The following is a 14,746-nucleotide window of genomic DNA, read 5'->3' on the forward strand; positions in this document are numbered from 1 at the left end:
CCGATGATGGCGCCGCGCGAGTTCCTGCGCCCCTATGTCGCAGCCTTCGCATCGCGATTCCTGCAGATGCTGCAGTACCGCACGGCGGCCTATGCCGGCTTTGCAACACAGTGCTGGTGGGGCGGCATCAAGGTGATGGTGCTCGCGGCCTTCTACAGCAGCACCGCCGCGGCCGATGCACCGATGACGCTGGCTCAGGCCATCACCTATACCTGGCTCGCACAAGGCCTGCTTGCGTTGCTGCCATGGCTCGGCGACCCGGAGGTGGCGCTGTCGGTGCGCACGGGCGCCGTGGCGTACGACCGGCTGCGGCCCGTCAACGTGTATGCGCTCTGGTTCGCGCGCTCTGCGGGCTGGATCGCGGCACGCGTGCTGCCGCGCGTGGCACTCATGGTGGCGTTCGCGGCAGTCGCGCTGCCGCTGGCCGGCCTGAGCGACTGGGCGTGGCAGCCGCCACCGAATGTCGCGGCAGGTGCCGCTTTCGTCGTGTCGTCGCTGCTCGCATTGCTCCTGTCGACTTCGCTGGTCATGCTGCTCAACATCGCGGCCGCGTCAGCATTGAACGAGCGCGGCATCAACGCGCTGGCCGCGCCTGTCGTGATCGTCTTTTCGGGCAACCTGCTGCCGCTGGTTCTGCTGCCGGACGCATGGCAGCCTCTGCTGCTCCTGCAGCCACTGGCTGGCGTGATGGACATTCCCGCGCGGCTCTACTTCGGTCAGCTCGCAGGCGCCGGGGCACTCGCCGCGATCGGCCTTCAATGCATCTGGATCGCGCTGGTGGTGGCAATCGGCCACGCATCGATGACGCGAACGATGCGCCGGCTCGAAGTGCAAGGCGGATGAATCGCATGGGCTCGATCGCATTGTTCACCCGCCTCGTCGCAGCCTCTCTGGGTGGTCAGGCGCGCTATCCGGCATCGGCGCTGATGCTCACGGTGGGCCAGTTCATCGGCACCGGCATCGAGATGATCGCGGTCTGGGCACTGTTCCACCGCTTCGGCGACGTGCAGGGCTGGCGCATCGGCGAAGTCGCGCTGTTCTACGGACTGGTGAATTGCATGTTTGCCATCGCCGATGCGCTGGGACGCGGCTTCGACACGCTGGGCACGGAGTTCCTGCGCACCGGTGCGTTCGATCGCCTGCTGTTGCGCCCACGCCCGCTGGCGTTGCAGCTCATGGGGCACGACGTGCGCATCAGCCGCCTCGGGCGACTCCTGCAAGGGCTCGCCGTGATCGCGTTCGCCACCGTGCATGCCGGCATCGCCTGGACGCCCTCTTCGATCGCGATCGCGTTGTTCGCGCTTGCTGGCGGCGTGGCGCTGTTCCTCGGCATCCTCGTGCTGCAGGGGACCCTGTCGTTCTGGACGGTCGAGAGCCTGGAGATCGCCAACATGCTGACGTATGGCGGCGTGCAGGCGGCGCAGTTTCCGGTGGCGGTGTATGCGCAGTGGTTCCGGCGCGCGCTGACCTTCGTCGTGCCGCTCGCGTGCGTTGCCTATTACCCGGTGCTTGCGATCCTCGGCAGGGACGATCCGCTGGGTGCGCCAGCGTGGGTAGGGTTCGTGTCGCCGCTCGCGGGCTTCATCTTCCTGGCCGCGGCGTTCGGCGCCTGGCGCCTCGGGCTGCGCCGCTACGCATCGACAGGCAGTTGAGGCATCAACTCCAGCCGAGCTTCGAGCCACGCTGGGTGGGCACAAAGCTCGCTACGACCTGCTCGCGAAACCACATATGCGCCGGATACTGATGTGTCCGCTCATGCCATGAGAGGCAGACTTCAAAAGGCGTCGCCTCCATCGGCATCGAGACCGTAGCCAGGCGCGCGCCAAAGCACTCCACCAGGCGCGCAGGCACCAATGCGACCATGTCCGACACTGCGAGAAGGTGCAGCGCGCTCAGGTAGCTTGGCGTCACAAAGCGGCGATTGAGCCGCAGACCCTGCGCTTGAAGATGCTTGTCCAGATCTGCGGCAAGGTAGTTGACCGCGTTGGGCATGACCACGGCGTGATCCAGCTCCGCGAATTCCGCGGGCGTCAGCGATCTGCCGACTGCCCGATGTGCGGCACGGGCCGCGCAAACCGCTTGGTCCTGAAGCAATGGTCGATGGCGCAAGTCGCTCGCGTTTTGCGCAAGCAAACCGATTGCGAAGTCGACCTCCCCATCCTCCAGGAGCCTGTTGAACTGGGTGGGGTGAACCGGATCGACAACCGTCACCCTGACGTTGGGAAATGTCGAACTGAGGTGGGCCAACAGAGGTCCCATGAAGACACTTTCCACGTAGTCGGTCGCGACCACGCGAAAGTGGTTGCGCGAGACGCGCGGGTCGAAGTCGGTGGCATGACCGAGAAGTTCGTGAGTTTCCTCGAGGATTCGGGAGGCAAGCTCACGCAACTGCACTGCCTTGCTCGTAGGAGCGAGGCCGCTCTCCCCCTTGACCAGAATTGGATCGGCGATGAAAGCGCGCAATTGACTGAGCACACGGCTCATTGACGGCTGGCTGATGGCGAGCGCATCGGCGGCGCGCGAGATGTGCGCATGATCGACCAGCGCAATGAGGCATCTGAGCAAGCGGAAGTCGAGCGTCCTGGGGTCTCGGGATCGTTTTTGCATCTACCCGCTCCTGGCTTCGATCGGATTGCCGTAGATCGGCTTCGCACCGAACTGCGTGCTGATCGCGTGCGCGACACCGCAAGCGAGCATCACCGGCACCGTGAGCTGGAACTGGTCCGTCATCTCCAGCACCATGACGATGGACATCAGCGGCGCGTGCGTCACAGCGGCCAGCACCGCCGCCATGCCCACCACCGCCAGCGCGCGCGGATCGCCGACCCACGCCACAGGCATCCACGTCGCGGCGATCTGCGCCAGCACGCTGCCGGCTGTCGCGCCGACGAAGAGCGACGGCGTGAACACGCCGCCGATGGCGCCGCTGCCCGAGCTCAGCGCTGTCGCGGCCACCTTCGCCACCAGGATCATCGCCAGCCACTGCCACACATGCTCGCCTTGAAGCACCTGCGAGACGACGCTGTAGCCGTTGCCCCAGACCTGGGGAATCGCCGCCGAGATCAGCCCCACCAGCAGGCCGCCGATGCCGAGGCGTATGGGCATCGACTTGACCCTGGAGAAGAGATCGCGCGTTTTCTCCAGCAGGCCGAGCCACACCCATCCGATGCCGCCGAACACGATCCCGGACAAGAGCGCAACGACCAGTCCCGTCGGCAGTACCGGCTTGCCCGACATGACGTACAGCGGGGTGGGCTCGATCAGCCAATAGATCAGCGCACTGGCCGTCGCGGACGCGATCAGCACCGGTGCGACCGTGCTCCGTGCGAAGAATCCCAGCGCCAGTTCGAGCACGAACACCACGCCGGCAATCGGCGCGTGATAGGCCGAGCCGATGCCCGAGGCGATACCGCAGACCATGATGGTGTTGCGCTGTTCAGGCGACATGGCCACCCAGCGCGCCAGCCATGAACTCACCCAGGCCGCGAGCTGCACCATCGGGCCCTCGCGGCCGATCGCCGCGCCCGTTCCGATCGAGAACAACGCCGACAGCGAGCGAGTGAAAGTCGTTCGATCGTTCAGATCGACGCGACCGGCACGTGCCGCCTCGATGTAGTCGAGATTGCGATCGCCGCGCGGACCTCTGGCGGCCCATCGGCCGCCCCAATGAAGCACGAGCCCCGCCACCAGCCCGCCGACGGCACAGACCGCCGCACGGTGCCAGGCAGACAACGACATGGCTGTCTCGACGAGTCCGCCGGTGTGGCCGGTCGCAAGCCACTCGACCTGCTGCGTCAGCCAACGAAAGACGATGGTCGATACGGCACCCAGTGCGCCGGCGATACCTGCCCAGATCCAGAGCTTGATTGTTTGAATTGTTGGCCTTAGCACGTCGCAATGCTAGCCGTTCGGCTCCAGGAACCGCACGCGGCCTGTCTGCAGTTCATAGACGGCACCGACGAGCTTCATCGTGCCTTCGCGCTCTCGCGCCTGGGCTTCCGGCGTCTCGCGCAAAGTCCGCACGGTGTGCCGCACATTCGCTTCCACGGCCTGATGGAGCAGCTTCGCGGGAGGCTGCGTGCCATCGAGCCCTTCGAGCGCCGGCACGATGCCCTCCAGCAGCAACTCGATCCTGCTTTTCTGCCGGGAGCCATGGAAGCGCGACCCGATGGCCGCCTCCACGGCGCCACATCCCTCGTGTCCCAGCACGACGAACAGCGGCGTGTGCAGATGCGAGCCCGCGTACTGAAGCGTGCCGAGGATGCTCGGCCCGAGCACATTGCCCGCTACGCGGATGACGAACAGCTCGCCGAACGAGGCGTCGAACACGAGTTCAGGCGGCACCCGGCTGTCGCTGCATCCGAGGATCGTCGCGAAAGGTTGCTGGCCCTTCGCCAATTCGGCCAGGACCTCTTTCTGCACCGTTGGAAAGCGCGCGCGGCCCTGAATGAATCGCTCGTTGCCTTCTTGAAGACGGGCCAGCGCTTCGGCGGCGGTGCAAGGTGGGGAGGAAGTCGACATGGTGTGGGCGGGATGCAGGGCTGACCATAGGCGCTGCGGCGCGCAGGTGTCAACTCGACGCCCGCCCATTGCGCGATCAGCCGCGCCCCTTCACCGGCAAGCGAAGCTCGCTGCCTTGTCCGCATCGCCTCCGACGTATTGCGCAGCCTGCGGATAAGGACACAGGGGCCGGCTCCGCTCCTGCCCGTCGGGCCGCTGCTGTACCGCCACGAGGGACGCCGGTGCCTTGCCTGCCTCTACCCAGTCGATGACCGCGGTCACCGCGTCGAACACGTTGGGCGCGTTCCCGTTGCCGCAGTGCTGCATGCCCGGCGCCATGAACAGGCGATAGGTGTCGTCGAGCTTGGCGGTCGCGCGACCGGCCTCCTCGTAGTAGCCGATGCTCATCATCGGATTGAGCGCCGGGTCGGCCCAGCCGTGGTACGTGATCATCTTGCCGCCACGCGCCTTGAAGGCGCTGAGGTCCGGATTGCGCGCATCCAGCATCTGGCTCATGAAGCTCGTGGCGCGATAGCCCTCGTCCAGGTTGAAGGTTCGCCAGTCGGCATCGGGACGGCTCGCGGGCTGATCCGCGAAATAGCGCAGGAAGGTCTGTGCGTAGGCGCTCTGGCGCGTCTCACCGGGTGGCAATGCCTGCGCGACCGATGCAGTGCGCGCGCCGGGCGCCGGAGGTGGTGGCGGGATGGACACGAACCACTCGGCCCATCCGCTGACGCCATTCGTGTCGGGCGCCTCCGAGCCCCAGGGCCACGCCGGGAACACGCTCTTGCCCTTGTGCTGCATGTCGGCGTGCACCGCCTCGAGCGCCGCGACCTGCGCGTCGCTGAGGCCTTGCAGATCGGTCCTGGGATTGATCCTGCATTGGCGCGGATCGCTGATCACGCCGTCCTGAAGGCCATCGATCGCATCGCACTTCGCGACGATCTGGCGGCCGATCTCCGAGAGCTGCGCGGAGGTGAAGCCCGCCTTGCTGATCAGCGGTGCATACGACACGTAGTCGTACATCGTCCCGGTGAAGTTGAGCACCGGCGCACCCGCGGCGATGCCGTCGAAGTCGGCCGGATAGCGCTGCGCGGACATCAGCCCCTGCCGTCCGCCGGTGGAGCAGCCATCGAAGTACGACTTGGCGGGCGTCCGTCCATAGAACGCCTTCGCGAGATCCTTGGACGCCTGGGCGGTCAGGTGAATCGCGCGATGGCTGTAGTCGACGAGCTTTGCGAGATTGTTCTGCGCGAACGTCCCGAGCGGCTGCGCGACCGCGTCGTGGCCGGTGTTGGTTTGCGCGGCGACAAAGCCCCGCTTCAGCGCTTCGTCACGCAGTGCCACGCGATTGGCTGCATCGATGCGTTCGCCGGCGTAGCCGCCGTTGCCGCGCATGTACAGGCGGCCGTTCCATCGCATGGGCAGCGCGACTTCGATCAGGACTTCGGGGTCGAGCATCGCGACGATGCGACAGTAGTCCGGAACGCCCTGCGCGGCCGCGACCACTTCCGACGAAAGGACCGTCATGCGCGTGCCTTCGACCGACATCACCTGCTGGCCGAGCTTTGCGCAGTCGCCCGTCGATGAAGCGACCGGGTTGCTGTAGTTCACCGCGGACTTTGCAGCGTCCCGAAAACTGCCGATGTTCTGCGCGTGCGCCGCGAAGCCCACTGCCGCAAGGCACAACGCCGGTGCCAGAGTCTTCTGCCTGATCATTGCCTTGTCTCCTTCTTGTGGTTGCTTGATGAAGGCAATGTCTATTTTTGCTCGAACTCCCGGTTCATGGTCTGCTCCGCGATGCGCCAGCCCTCGGAGAGCCGCTGCAGCTTGGCGGTGACCACCAGCACCAAGGCCGGCCCCTGCAGCGGCGCCGGTACGACGCGACGCTCGCCTGCATCGTGCCGGTAGACCGTGAGATACAGCCGTGCGTTTGCGTGAACCGCGTCCTGCGCGTCCACGATGAGGTTGGTCACCACGTGGCGGATGACTTGCGAGGTCGGGCGTCGGTGCATCTCGGCAATGATGGCTTGGCGGCCTCTCAGCGCCTTGCCAGCGCGATGCCAGACGCCGTCAGGCGTGAACAGCGCCGCCATTCCCTCGTAGTCCCATGCATCGAAGGCATCGTAGAAGCGCAGCAGGGTCTGGCCGCAGTCGCATTCGATGGCGCGCTCGACGTCACGATCCATTCCCGTCTCCTGTTTCGGGTCGGACCGCGAGCACGATCTTCCCGCTGTGGGTGCCGCTTTCCATCAGCGCATGCGCCTTGGCGGCCTCTTCAAGGGCGAACACGCTGTGCACCACCGGCTGCAGTCGAACATCGGCAAGGCGCGGCCACCAGTGGCGCTCCAGCTCTGCAGCAAGTTCCGCCTTGTAGGCGACGCTGCGCGGGCGAAGCGTCGAGCCGATGATCGACGCGCGCTTGCGCAGCAGCTTCACCACGTCGATGGTCGCTTGCGCGCCACCCATGAAGGCGATGACCGCGATCCGGCCATCCATGGCCAGTGCTTCGAGATCGCGCTCCAGGTAGGGGCCGCCGACCATGTCCAGCACGACGTCCAGCCCCATGCCGCCCGAGAAATCCATCGCGGCCGCGACGAAGTCCTCGTTGCGATAGAGCACGACCCGCTCGGCGCCGGCCTCCAGACAGTAGTCCGCCTTGGCTTCGTCGCCTGCTGTCGTCAACACGCGCGCGCCGAATGCGCTGGCCATCTGGATCGCAGTGGTCCCGATGCCACCTGCGCCGCCGTGAACCAGGAACGACTCGCCGGCCTTCAGGCGCGCGCGCACGAAGACGTTGTCCCAGACGGTGAAGCAGGTTTCCGGCAATGCCGCAGCCTGCGCCAGTGAAAGCCCAGGTGGAACCGGCAGGCAATGCGTGGCGGGGACGGCGCAGAACTCCGCATAGCCGCCGCCGGGCACGAGCGCGCAGACCGCGTCGCCGATCTGCCAACGCTGCGCGCCCGGTCCGAGGGCGGCGACACGACCGGCGACTTCGAGGCCGATGATCGGCGAAGCGCCGGGCGGCGGCGGATAGCGGCCGATCCGCTGCGCGCAGTCGGGCCGGTTCACGCCCGCATAGGCGACCTCGAGCAGCACCTCGCCTTCGCGCGGAAGGGGCCGCTCGCACTGCGCGATGCGCAGCACGTCCGGACCTCCACCGGCGCCATAGTCGACATATCGCATCGTGCTCATCAGATGTGGCGTGCAAGCTTGCGGGCCCGCTCGGCGATGCGCGCCGCGTCGGGAATGAGCGCCGCCTGCAGATGCGGCGCGGCGGGCATGCGGCAATCGTCCACGCCGAGACGCTCGACAGGCGCGGCGAGCAGGCCGAACAGCTCGGACTGCACGCGCATCCCGATCTCGGCGCCGAAGCCGCCCGTGACGTTGGCTTCGTGCACCACGAGCAGATTGCGCGTACGGCGCACGCTGCTCATCAGCGTTCGCCAGTCGAAGGGTGCGATCCAGCGTGCGTTGATGACTTCGGCATCGATGCCCTCGGCCTTCAACTCGTCAGCGGCTGCGAGCGCCTGGTGCAGCATGGGCCCCCAGGTGACGATCGTCAGGTTCGTGCCTTCGCGCGCCACGTGCGCGCCTTCCGCGCATTCGACCGGCCCGTCGATCACGACGTCCTGCGGCTCGCCGTGATAGAGCGCGCGGTTCTCGATGACGAGCGTCGGATCGTCGCAGTGGATCGCCGCGAGCAGCATCGAGTACGCGTCCTGCGCAGTCGCCGGAATGCCGACACGCAGGCCCGGCACATGGGCGTACATCGCTTCGAGGTTCTGCGAGTGCTGTGCGCACGAGCCCGGCGTGGCGCCCTGCTGGGTGCGGATGGTGAGCGGCGCCGATAGCCGGCCGGCCGACACGTAGCGCACGTTGGCGGCCTGATTGACGATCTGGTCCATCGCCACGAGGCTGAAGTCGATCCACATGATCTCCACGATCGGCCGTAGCCCCGTCATCGCGGCGCCCACGGCCGCGCCGAGCATCGCCGTCTCGCTGATCGGCGTGTCGAACACGCGCAGGGCGCCGGATTCGGCCTGCAGGTCGCGCGTGACGCCGAAGACGCCGCCGGGCTTTGCAAGGTCTTCGCCGTAGAGGATGGTCTCCGGCAGTTCGGCCAGCGCGCGGCGCAGCGCGGCATTGACGGCCTTGGCGAACGAAAGCTGCACCGTGGGGGCAGAACGCGGCGCGCTATGCATGGAGATGTTCCTTCACTGTTTCGGCATTCGCCAGCGGCGCAGCGAGGGCGGCAGCGGCCGCAGCCTCGATATGCGTGCGCGCGTCGTTCTCGACCGCGTCGAGCTCGAAAGCCGCGACACCTTCGGCCAGCAGTTGGCCGCGCAGGCGCGCGATCGGTTCGCGCTGCTTTGCCTCGGTCAGCTCGCCCTTCGGCCGGTAGCTCTGCATGTCTCCGTAGTAGTGGCCGACGAGGCGCTGCGTCATCATCTCGATCAGCGCCGGACCATGGCCTTCGCGCGCGCGCCGCGCATGGTGGGCCACGCACTCGCGCACCGCCGTGACGTCGTTGCCGTCGATGCGCTCTCCGGGCATGCCATAGGCCGCGGCACGCTTGTGGAGTTCGGCGTCGCGCACCGTGTCGGCGATCGGCGTCAGCTCGGCATAGGTGTTGTTCTCGCAGATGAACAGCACGGGCAGGTCGAGATAGGCCGCGAAGTTCATCGCTTCGTGGATCGCGCCCTGGTTCATTGCGCCGTCGCCGAATGCGGTGAGCGCCACGCGCGGCTCCTTCTTCACCCGCGCCGACAGTGCTGCGCCGCAAGCGATCGGCGCGCCCGCACCGACGATGGAGTTCTCGCCGTAGAAGCCATGGTCAGCCGCGCTGAACATCGCGGAGCCGCCGCGGCCGCGGCACACGCCGGTCTCGCGCCCGAGCAGTTCGGCGAGGATGCCTTCGGCCGGAACACCGCAGGCCATCGCCCAGCCGTGGCCGCGGTAGGTGCTGAACACGCGGTCCTCGCCCGTCAATGCGCCCCGCGCGCCGACGTAGATGGCTTCCTGGCCCACGCACAGGTGGACGGAACCCTGAATGGTCTGCTGCTTGCGCAGTTCGGTGATCTTTTCTTCGAGCAGCCGGATGCGGTGCATCGCGGCGAGGTCGGCAAGCGCCTGCCCGGTATCGATGGAGGTCATGAGGAGTGTCGTGATGGATGGATTCAGCGTCGCTGGCAGTACTTGGTCGCGAGCGCGTCCGCACCGCGCACCATGAGACCCAGGTCCGAACCGAGGATGACCATGGTGGCGCCGGCTTCGATATAGCGTTGGCAGTCCGGGTCGCCGGCCAGCACACCCGAAGGCTTGCCCAGCGCATGCGCGCGGCGGATGCCCGCCTCGATCGCGGCGACGACCTCGGGATGGCCTGGCTGTCCCAGGTAGCCCATGTCGGCCGACAGGTCGGTGGGCCCGAAGAACAGCAGGTCCACACCGTCGACAGCGCAGATCTCGTCGAGGTTGCGCAGGCCTTCTTTGCTCTCGATCTGCGCAAGCACGCAGGTGTTGTCGGCGGCTTCGGTGAAATAGGCCTTGTCGCGCCCGTAGCGCGTCGAGCGCATGGTGCCGCCCATGCCGCGCACGCCGCCGGCCGTCGGATAGCGCGTGTATCGCACCGCCTCCCGTGCAATGGCGGCGGTATGGACATTCGGCACCATCAGCGCGTCCACGCCGAGGTCAAGGTAGTGCTTGAAGGCCGCGAGGTCGAGCCCCGTGACGCGCACCACGCTTGCGGTGCCGCTGCCGTGCAGCGCAGCCAGCTGGGCGTGCAGCGCGGGCGTCGTAGATGGCGAGTGCTCGACGTCGAAGCACATGTAGTCATAGCCGCTACCGGCCAATGCTTCGGCGGTCTGCAGCGCGTTGGAAACGACGAACAGGCCGAACTGCGGCTCGCGCGCGAGCACGCGTGCCTTGAAGGTGTTTCGCATGAATCTCTCTCCTTTTATTCGGGTTGGACACCGGCCTGCTTCTGGATCGCGGTCCAGCGCGGCAGGTCGGCGCGCATTTGTGCGGCGAGTTCCTCGGGCGTGCTGCCGGCAAGCTCCACGCCGTCGCTCTTGTATCGGTCGCGCAGCGCGGGCTGCTTGAGGATGTCGTTGATCTCGGTCGACAGGCGGTCGACGATCGGCTTGGGCGTGCCCGCCGGCGCGAAGATCGCGAACCAGAACGATGCGTCATAGCCCGGCACCGTCTCCGCGATCGCGGGGATGTCGGGCGTGCCGCTTGCGCGCTTGGCGCTGGTCACGCCCAACACGCGCAGCTTGCCGCCGCGCACTTGCGGCAGCGAGGACGTGCCGGCGTCGAACAGCGCCTGGATCTGCCCGCCGATCAGGTCGGTCACGGCAGGCACGCTGCCTTTGTAGGGCACGTGCAGCATGTCCACGCCAGCAGCGGCCTTGAACATCTCGCCGGAGAGATGCAATGAGCTGCCGGTACCGATCGAGCCGAAGCTCACCTTGCCGGGGTGGGCCTTGGTGTAGGCCACGAATTCCTGCACGTTCTTCACCGGCATGGACGGATTCACCACGAGGTACAGCGGCGTGCTGAAGAACATCGACACCGGCGCGAAGTCCTTGAACGGGTCGTACGACATCGCCTTGTGCGAATAGACATTGAGCACGAGGCTCGACAGGCTGCCGAGGAACAGCGTGTAGCCATCCGGCGGCGACTTCGCGACGACGTCGGCGCCGATCATCTGGCTCCCGCCGGGGCGGTTGTCGATGATCACCGGCTGGCCCAGACGCACGCCAAGCTGCGTGCCGAGTTCGCGCGCCAGCGTGTCGCCGATGCCGCCCGGCGGATAGGGAACGACCAGCCGCACCGGCTTGGTCGGATAGGCCACCTGAGCCGATGCGCATGCCGCACCTGCTGCGAGCATCAGCACGCCCGCCAGCCGCAGGGCGCCCTGCAGGAATGGTTTCATCGTTGTCTCCTTGGTTGTTGTGATGGTGAGCCGATCGCGCGCCGGTATCAGCCCGTTGGGGGCCGCGTTCCCCGGCCCTCGGCGTCACCGAATCGCTCCACCATGACTTCGTCGAGCGGCTTGGAGCGATGCGCGACCCAACCGCCCGAATGGACCGCATAGGCCTCCGGATGCGAAAGCGCCTTTGGCGCAACGCCGCTCATCGAGTCGCGCACCTGTTGCAGCAACACGCGGCGCGTGCGCACGACACCGATGTCGGTGGCCCCCAGGTGTTCGCGTGTGCGGTCCGCAATCGGCCCCTGGCTGTCCTGGATCGCCGCGTCCTGCTCGGAGACACCCTGGATGCCGGTGAAGCTGTTGTGCTTCTGATCCTCGCGATCGATCAGGTAGTCGTTGCGGATATTGCGCAGCGGAACGTAGTGCTCGTCGACCGCCGCATGCACGGTGTGGCCGCCCTTCGCCATGGCGATCTCCTCCGCTGTGAGCGGGCGATCCGGATTCCAGGTGTAGGTATAGATCCAGCAACTGGTATCGCTGACCGGCACGAAGGTCTGGCCGTGGTAGTTCTCGCCCGGGAATGCGCTCGGCGCCAGTGCATGGTTGGGCGAGAGGAAGTGCGTGATGCGCCAGTACAGGTCTTCGCCGTCCGCCGCGCGCGCAGCGCCGAGCACGAGCCCGCTTGCGAATTCCTCCACGCTGAACTTCGGCATCGGGTCATCGCGTACCCAACGGAAGCGGTCGTTGCGCACCGCCTGCGCGCCGAGCGCCGCGTGCTTGAGCCGTTCGACGGCGGCTTTCTCGTCCATCTCCTCGGTGCCGAGGATCATGTGCAGGAACGAGAAGTGCGCCGTGTCGACCGCCCCTTCCACGCATTGCAGCCAGTTGCAGTCCTGCCACTTCTTGCTCACGTAGCGGTGCGTGGGCGGCACCAGCGCGAAGGCCATCATCGGCAGGGGCGGTGCCTCGGCCTCGTCGCCCATGTAGGCCCAGATGTAGTCGCCCCACTCCTGCGTGCGATAGGCCTTGATGCGGATGCGCTCCTTGTAGGGCGAATCGGGCGGCGCGGTCGGCAGGTCGACGCACTGGCCGGTGGTGTCGAACTTCCAGCCATGGAAGACGCAGCGCAGGCCGCAGTTCTCGTTGCGTCCGTAGTAGAGGTTGGCGCCGCGATGCGGGCACACCGGCTCGACGAGGCCCACCTTGCCGGTGGTGTCGCGGAAGGCTAGCAGGTCTTCGCCCAGCACCTTGACTTTCTTGGGCGGGCAGTCCGGCTCGGGGAGCTCGCTCGACAGCAGCACGGGCATCCAGTAGCGGCGAAGCAGGCCGCCCATCGCCGTTCCGAGCCCTGTCAGCGTGAGCAGGTCGTTGTCTTCTCGGCTGAGCATCTGTGGTCTCTTGTCTCGTGGGTTTGGGGTTCGATGCAGTGTGAAGGAGGCGTGCCAGAGCGCCTCACTCCGTTTCGACTATCTGAATAGAATTCGGATATGCTGAATTCACGCAAGGGCACGCGGCTCGGCGCTTCTGGCGATGTCGTTCCCAACGCGTACCAGACCAACCACGAGCCGGCCGACCTCGAATACAACCAGAGCGTCGCCAGCGGCGCCGATGACCGGCAGTTCGCAACGACGCTGGCGCGCGGGCTCGAGATCCTTCGCAGCTTCAGCGCCGTGCGCCCCGTGCTGGGCAACAAGGAACTGGCAGACGAGACCGGGCTGTCGCGCCCGACGATCTCGCGCTTCACCTACACGCTCGTGAAGCTCGGCTACCTGCGGATCGATCTGGCCACCGGCAAATACCGGCTCGGCCCGGCCGTGATCTCTCTCGGCTACCCCCTGCTCGCGACGCTGGCGCTGCGGCAGACCGCACGTCCGCTCATGAACGAACTGGCGCGCAAGACCCGGAGTTCCGTGTCGATGGGCATCCGCGATCGGCTGAGCATCGTGTACGTCGAGACGAGCCGGGCCAGCGCGCCGTGGTCCGCGCAGCTCTCGGACATCGGCCTGCGCTATCCCATCGCATCGACGGCCATCGGCCATGCCTACGTCGCAGGGCTCGACCCGGCATCGCGCGAGGGCCTGCTGAATGAGATCCGCGTGCATACGCCGACGACCTGGTCACGCTATGGGGAACGGCTTCGCGCGGTGCGCGAAGAGCTCACGCGCAAAGGCTTCTGCAGCAGTTACGGTGAACAGCACCCCGACTACCACGCAGTGGGAGTGCCTTTCGGCACGACCGGTGACGGCGAGGCCGTCGTCTTCAACTGTGTCGCCCAGATAGACGTGGCTTCACGCGCTGCGGTCGAAGAGACCCTGGGTCCTCAGCTCGTGGCAATGGTCGAACAACTGCGCAACGCTTCAGGGCGCTGAAGGCTCAGGCAGCCACCGGCGCCCCGACCAGTCCATAGAGGTCCTTCGGATCGTCCGCTTCGGGCAGTAGTTCGATGCGCTCGCCGATCCCCAGCGCCATCGCCTGGTCGCGCATGAACCCGAGCGCCGCGAAGTCCTCCAGGGCGAAGCCCACCGAATCGAACAACGTGACTTCCGCCTCGCTGCTGCGCCCGGGCACGACGCCGGCGAGCACGCGCCAGAACTCGGTCACCTTGAAGTCGGCGGGCATCTGCTGGATCTCCCCTTCGATGCGCGATTGCGGCTCGAACTCGACGAATACCGTCGCCACTTCGACCACGCCGCGCGCCAGCTCGGTCTTGCCGGGGCAGTCGCCGCCGACCGCATTGATGTGCATGCCCGGCTCGATCATCTCCGGCGTGAGGATGGTGGCGTTCGCTTTGTCGGCGGTCACCGTGGTCACGATGTCGACGCCGCGCACCGCATCGGCAGTGCTGTCGAAGATGCGCAACTGCATGCCCTGTCCGTGCAGATTGGCGGTACTTTGCGCACTGCCCCGAGACGGTGAGCAAGCCTGGCAATCGCTGAGCAGTAGCGCGGTCGGCCGCCAGGACTGCCACCGGTTGGCTCAACCGTCGCGCAGCACGATCGTCACCAGCGCCGACGCATCCGATTCGGCAGAAACGTCGTGCATCTCGTCACCCTGGAGAAACAGGATCTGGCCTGCCTCGAGTCTTCGGGCGCCACTGTCGAGGCCGACGATCATCGTTCCCTCGATGCAATGGATGGTGATCTCGCCGGGCACCTTGTGCGGCGGCAGCTTCCGGCCGGCGCGCAGCACCAGACGCATGACTTCGAGTTGACGGGACTTGAAGATCGCCTGCGTCTTCTGATCGGCAAGCGCTGAGCCGAAGGGACGGACATCGCGAGGTTCGCCGGGAGCTGCGTGTTCGAGTGCCATGCT

15 protein-coding genes and 1 pseudogene are annotated in these 14,746 nt (G+C 66.6%); 3 read left to right on the forward strand and 13 right to left on the reverse strand.

Annotated elements, in window-relative coordinates; all coding sequences use genetic code 11:
- The first annotated feature begins 6 nt into the window (after window positions 1–6).
- Both FHW64_RS26075 and FHW64_RS26080 read left to right on the forward strand, forming a co-directional pair.
- A complete protein-coding gene (locus tag FHW64_RS26075) occupies window positions 7–843 on the forward strand; it encodes an ABC transporter permease (protein ID WP_184531494.1) in 837 nt (278 codons plus the stop codon).
- Between the two features lie 5 nt (window positions 844–848).
- Window positions 849–1,652 (forward strand): ABC transporter permease, encoded by an 804-nt coding sequence (locus tag FHW64_RS26080; protein ID WP_184531151.1) that lies wholly within the window; start codon window positions 849–851, stop codon window positions 1,650–1,652.
- A 4-nt stretch (window positions 1,653–1,656) separates the two neighbouring features.
- On the opposite strand, the gene FHW64_RS26085 is transcribed toward FHW64_RS26080, so the two are convergent.
- The 11 genes from FHW64_RS26085 to FHW64_RS26135 form a co-directional block, all read right to left on the reverse strand.
- On the reverse strand, window positions 1,657–2,607 hold the full coding sequence (locus FHW64_RS26085; RefSeq protein ID WP_184531152.1) for a LysR family transcriptional regulator: 951 nt from the start codon (window positions 2,605–2,607) through the stop codon (window positions 1,657–1,659).
- The gene (locus FHW64_RS26090; protein WP_311733364.1) at window positions 2,608–3,891 is read right to left on the reverse strand and encodes a chloride channel protein; all 1,284 of its coding nucleotides are present in this window, start codon (window positions 3,889–3,891) and stop codon (window positions 2,608–2,610) included.
- A gap of 9 nt (window positions 3,892–3,900) precedes the next feature.
- A complete protein-coding gene (locus FHW64_RS26095) occupies window positions 3,901–4,521 on the reverse strand; it encodes a carbonic anhydrase (protein WP_184531153.1) in 621 nt (206 codons plus the stop codon).
- Between the two features lie 90 nt (window positions 4,522–4,611).
- Window positions 4,612–6,219: a tannase/feruloyl esterase family alpha/beta hydrolase gene (locus FHW64_RS26100; protein ID WP_184531154.1), complete on the reverse strand. Its 1,608-nt coding sequence runs from the start codon at window positions 6,217–6,219 to the stop codon at window positions 4,612–4,614.
- A gap of 41 nt (window positions 6,220–6,260) precedes the next feature.
- Entirely contained in the window at window positions 6,261–6,689 is a 429-nt protein-coding gene (locus tag FHW64_RS26105) for a nuclear transport factor 2 family protein (protein WP_184531155.1), read from the reverse strand.
- Window positions 6,679–7,686: an NAD(P)H-quinone oxidoreductase gene (locus FHW64_RS26110; protein ID WP_221210534.1), complete on the reverse strand. Its 1,008-nt coding sequence runs from the start codon at window positions 7,684–7,686 to the stop codon at window positions 6,679–6,681. The genes FHW64_RS26105 and FHW64_RS26110 overlap by 11 nt, the downstream gene beginning before the upstream one ends.
- 8 nt (window positions 7,687–7,694) lie before the next feature.
- A complete protein-coding gene (locus tag FHW64_RS26115; protein WP_184531157.1) occupies window positions 7,695–8,705 on the reverse strand; it encodes an alpha-ketoacid dehydrogenase subunit beta in 1,011 nt (336 codons plus the stop codon).
- Entirely contained in the window at window positions 8,698–9,657 is a 960-nt protein-coding gene (locus FHW64_RS26120) for a thiamine pyrophosphate-dependent dehydrogenase E1 component subunit alpha (RefSeq protein WP_184531158.1), read from the reverse strand. The genes FHW64_RS26115 and FHW64_RS26120 overlap by 8 nt, the downstream gene beginning before the upstream one ends.
- A gap of 23 nt (window positions 9,658–9,680) precedes the next feature.
- Window positions 9,681–10,442 carry an HpcH/HpaI aldolase/citrate lyase family protein gene (locus FHW64_RS26125; RefSeq protein WP_184531159.1) on the reverse strand — a complete coding sequence of 254 codons (762 nt, stop codon included), beginning with the start codon at window positions 10,440–10,442 and terminating at the stop codon, window positions 9,681–9,683.
- A 14-nt stretch (window positions 10,443–10,456) separates the two neighbouring features.
- Window positions 10,457–11,437, reverse strand: a complete 981-nt coding sequence (locus FHW64_RS26130) for a tripartite tricarboxylate transporter substrate binding protein (protein ID WP_184531160.1) — start codon at window positions 11,435–11,437, stop codon at window positions 10,457–10,459.
- A gap of 47 nt (window positions 11,438–11,484) precedes the next feature.
- Window positions 11,485–12,822 (reverse strand): Rieske 2Fe-2S domain-containing protein, encoded by a 1,338-nt coding sequence (locus FHW64_RS26135; protein WP_184531161.1) that lies wholly within the window; start codon window positions 12,820–12,822, stop codon window positions 11,485–11,487.
- A 99-nt stretch (window positions 12,823–12,921) separates the two neighbouring features.
- Here FHW64_RS26135 and FHW64_RS26140 point away from each other — a divergent pair, with 99 nt between their 5' ends.
- Window positions 12,922–13,803, forward strand: a complete 882-nt coding sequence (locus tag FHW64_RS26140) for an IclR family transcriptional regulator (protein WP_184531162.1) — start codon at window positions 12,922–12,924, stop codon at window positions 13,801–13,803.
- 4 nt (window positions 13,804–13,807) lie between these two features.
- On the opposite strand, the pseudogene FHW64_RS26145 reads toward FHW64_RS26140, so the two are convergent.
- Window positions 13,808–14,335: pseudogene (locus tag FHW64_RS26145) on the reverse strand (ornithine cyclodeaminase); the annotation flags it as partial.
- Window positions 14,336–14,410: 75 nt separating this feature from the next.
- Window positions 14,411–14,743, reverse strand: coding sequence for a cupin domain-containing protein (locus FHW64_RS26150; protein WP_184531164.1), 333 nt, complete (start codon window positions 14,741–14,743; stop codon window positions 14,411–14,413).
- Window positions 14,744–14,746: the final 3 nt, after the last annotated feature.

Origin of the sequence: Variovorax sp. Sphag1AA, assembly GCF_014192575.1 — a bacterium.
GTDB lineage: Bacteria > Pseudomonadota > Gammaproteobacteria > Burkholderiales > Burkholderiaceae_C > Variovorax.

Bases quoted from the DNA above. Each gene is read 5' to 3' on its own strand.
- FHW64_RS26080 (WP_184531151.1), top strand. From the start codon at position 849: ATGGGCTCGATCGCATTGTTCACCCGCCTCGTCGCAGCCTCTCTGGGT.
- FHW64_RS26135 (WP_184531161.1), bottom strand. From the start codon at position 12,822: ATGCTCAGCCGAGAAGACAACGACCTGCTCACGCTGACAGGGCTCGGA.
- FHW64_RS26075 (WP_184531494.1), top strand. From the start codon at position 7: ATGGCGCCGCGCGAGTTCCTGCGCCCCTATGTCGCAGCCTTCGCATCG.
- FHW64_RS26130 (WP_184531160.1), bottom strand. From the start codon at position 11,437: ATGAAACCATTCCTGCAGGGCGCCCTGCGGCTGGCGGGCGTGCTGATG.
- FHW64_RS26105 (WP_184531155.1), bottom strand. From the start codon at position 6,689: ATGGATCGTGACGTCGAGCGCGCCATCGAATGCGACTGCGGCCAGACC.
- FHW64_RS26085 (WP_184531152.1), bottom strand. From the start codon at position 2,607: ATGCAAAAACGATCCCGAGACCCCAGGACGCTCGACTTCCGCTTGCTC.
- FHW64_RS26100 (WP_184531154.1), bottom strand. From the start codon at position 6,219: ATGATCAGGCAGAAGACTCTGGCACCGGCGTTGTGCCTTGCGGCAGTG.
- FHW64_RS26115 (WP_184531157.1), bottom strand. From the start codon at position 8,705: ATGCATAGCGCGCCGCGTTCTGCCCCCACGGTGCAGCTTTCGTTCGCC.
- FHW64_RS26120 (WP_184531158.1), bottom strand. From the start codon at position 9,657: ATGACCTCCATCGATACCGGGCAGGCGCTTGCCGACCTCGCCGCGATG.
- FHW64_RS26095 (WP_184531153.1), bottom strand. From the start codon at position 4,521: ATGTCGACTTCCTCCCCACCTTGCACCGCCGCCGAAGCGCTGGCCCGT.
- FHW64_RS26110 (WP_221210534.1), bottom strand. From the start codon at position 7,686: ATGCGATATGTCGACTATGGCGCCGGTGGAGGTCCGGACGTGCTGCGC.
- FHW64_RS26125 (WP_184531159.1), bottom strand. From the start codon at position 10,442: ATGCGAAACACCTTCAAGGCACGCGTGCTCGCGCGCGAGCCGCAGTTC.
- FHW64_RS26150 (WP_184531164.1), bottom strand. From the start codon at position 14,743: ATGGCACTCGAACACGCAGCTCCCGGCGAACCTCGCGATGTCCGTCCC.
- FHW64_RS26140 (WP_184531162.1), top strand. From the start codon at position 12,922: ATGCTGAATTCACGCAAGGGCACGCGGCTCGGCGCTTCTGGCGATGTC.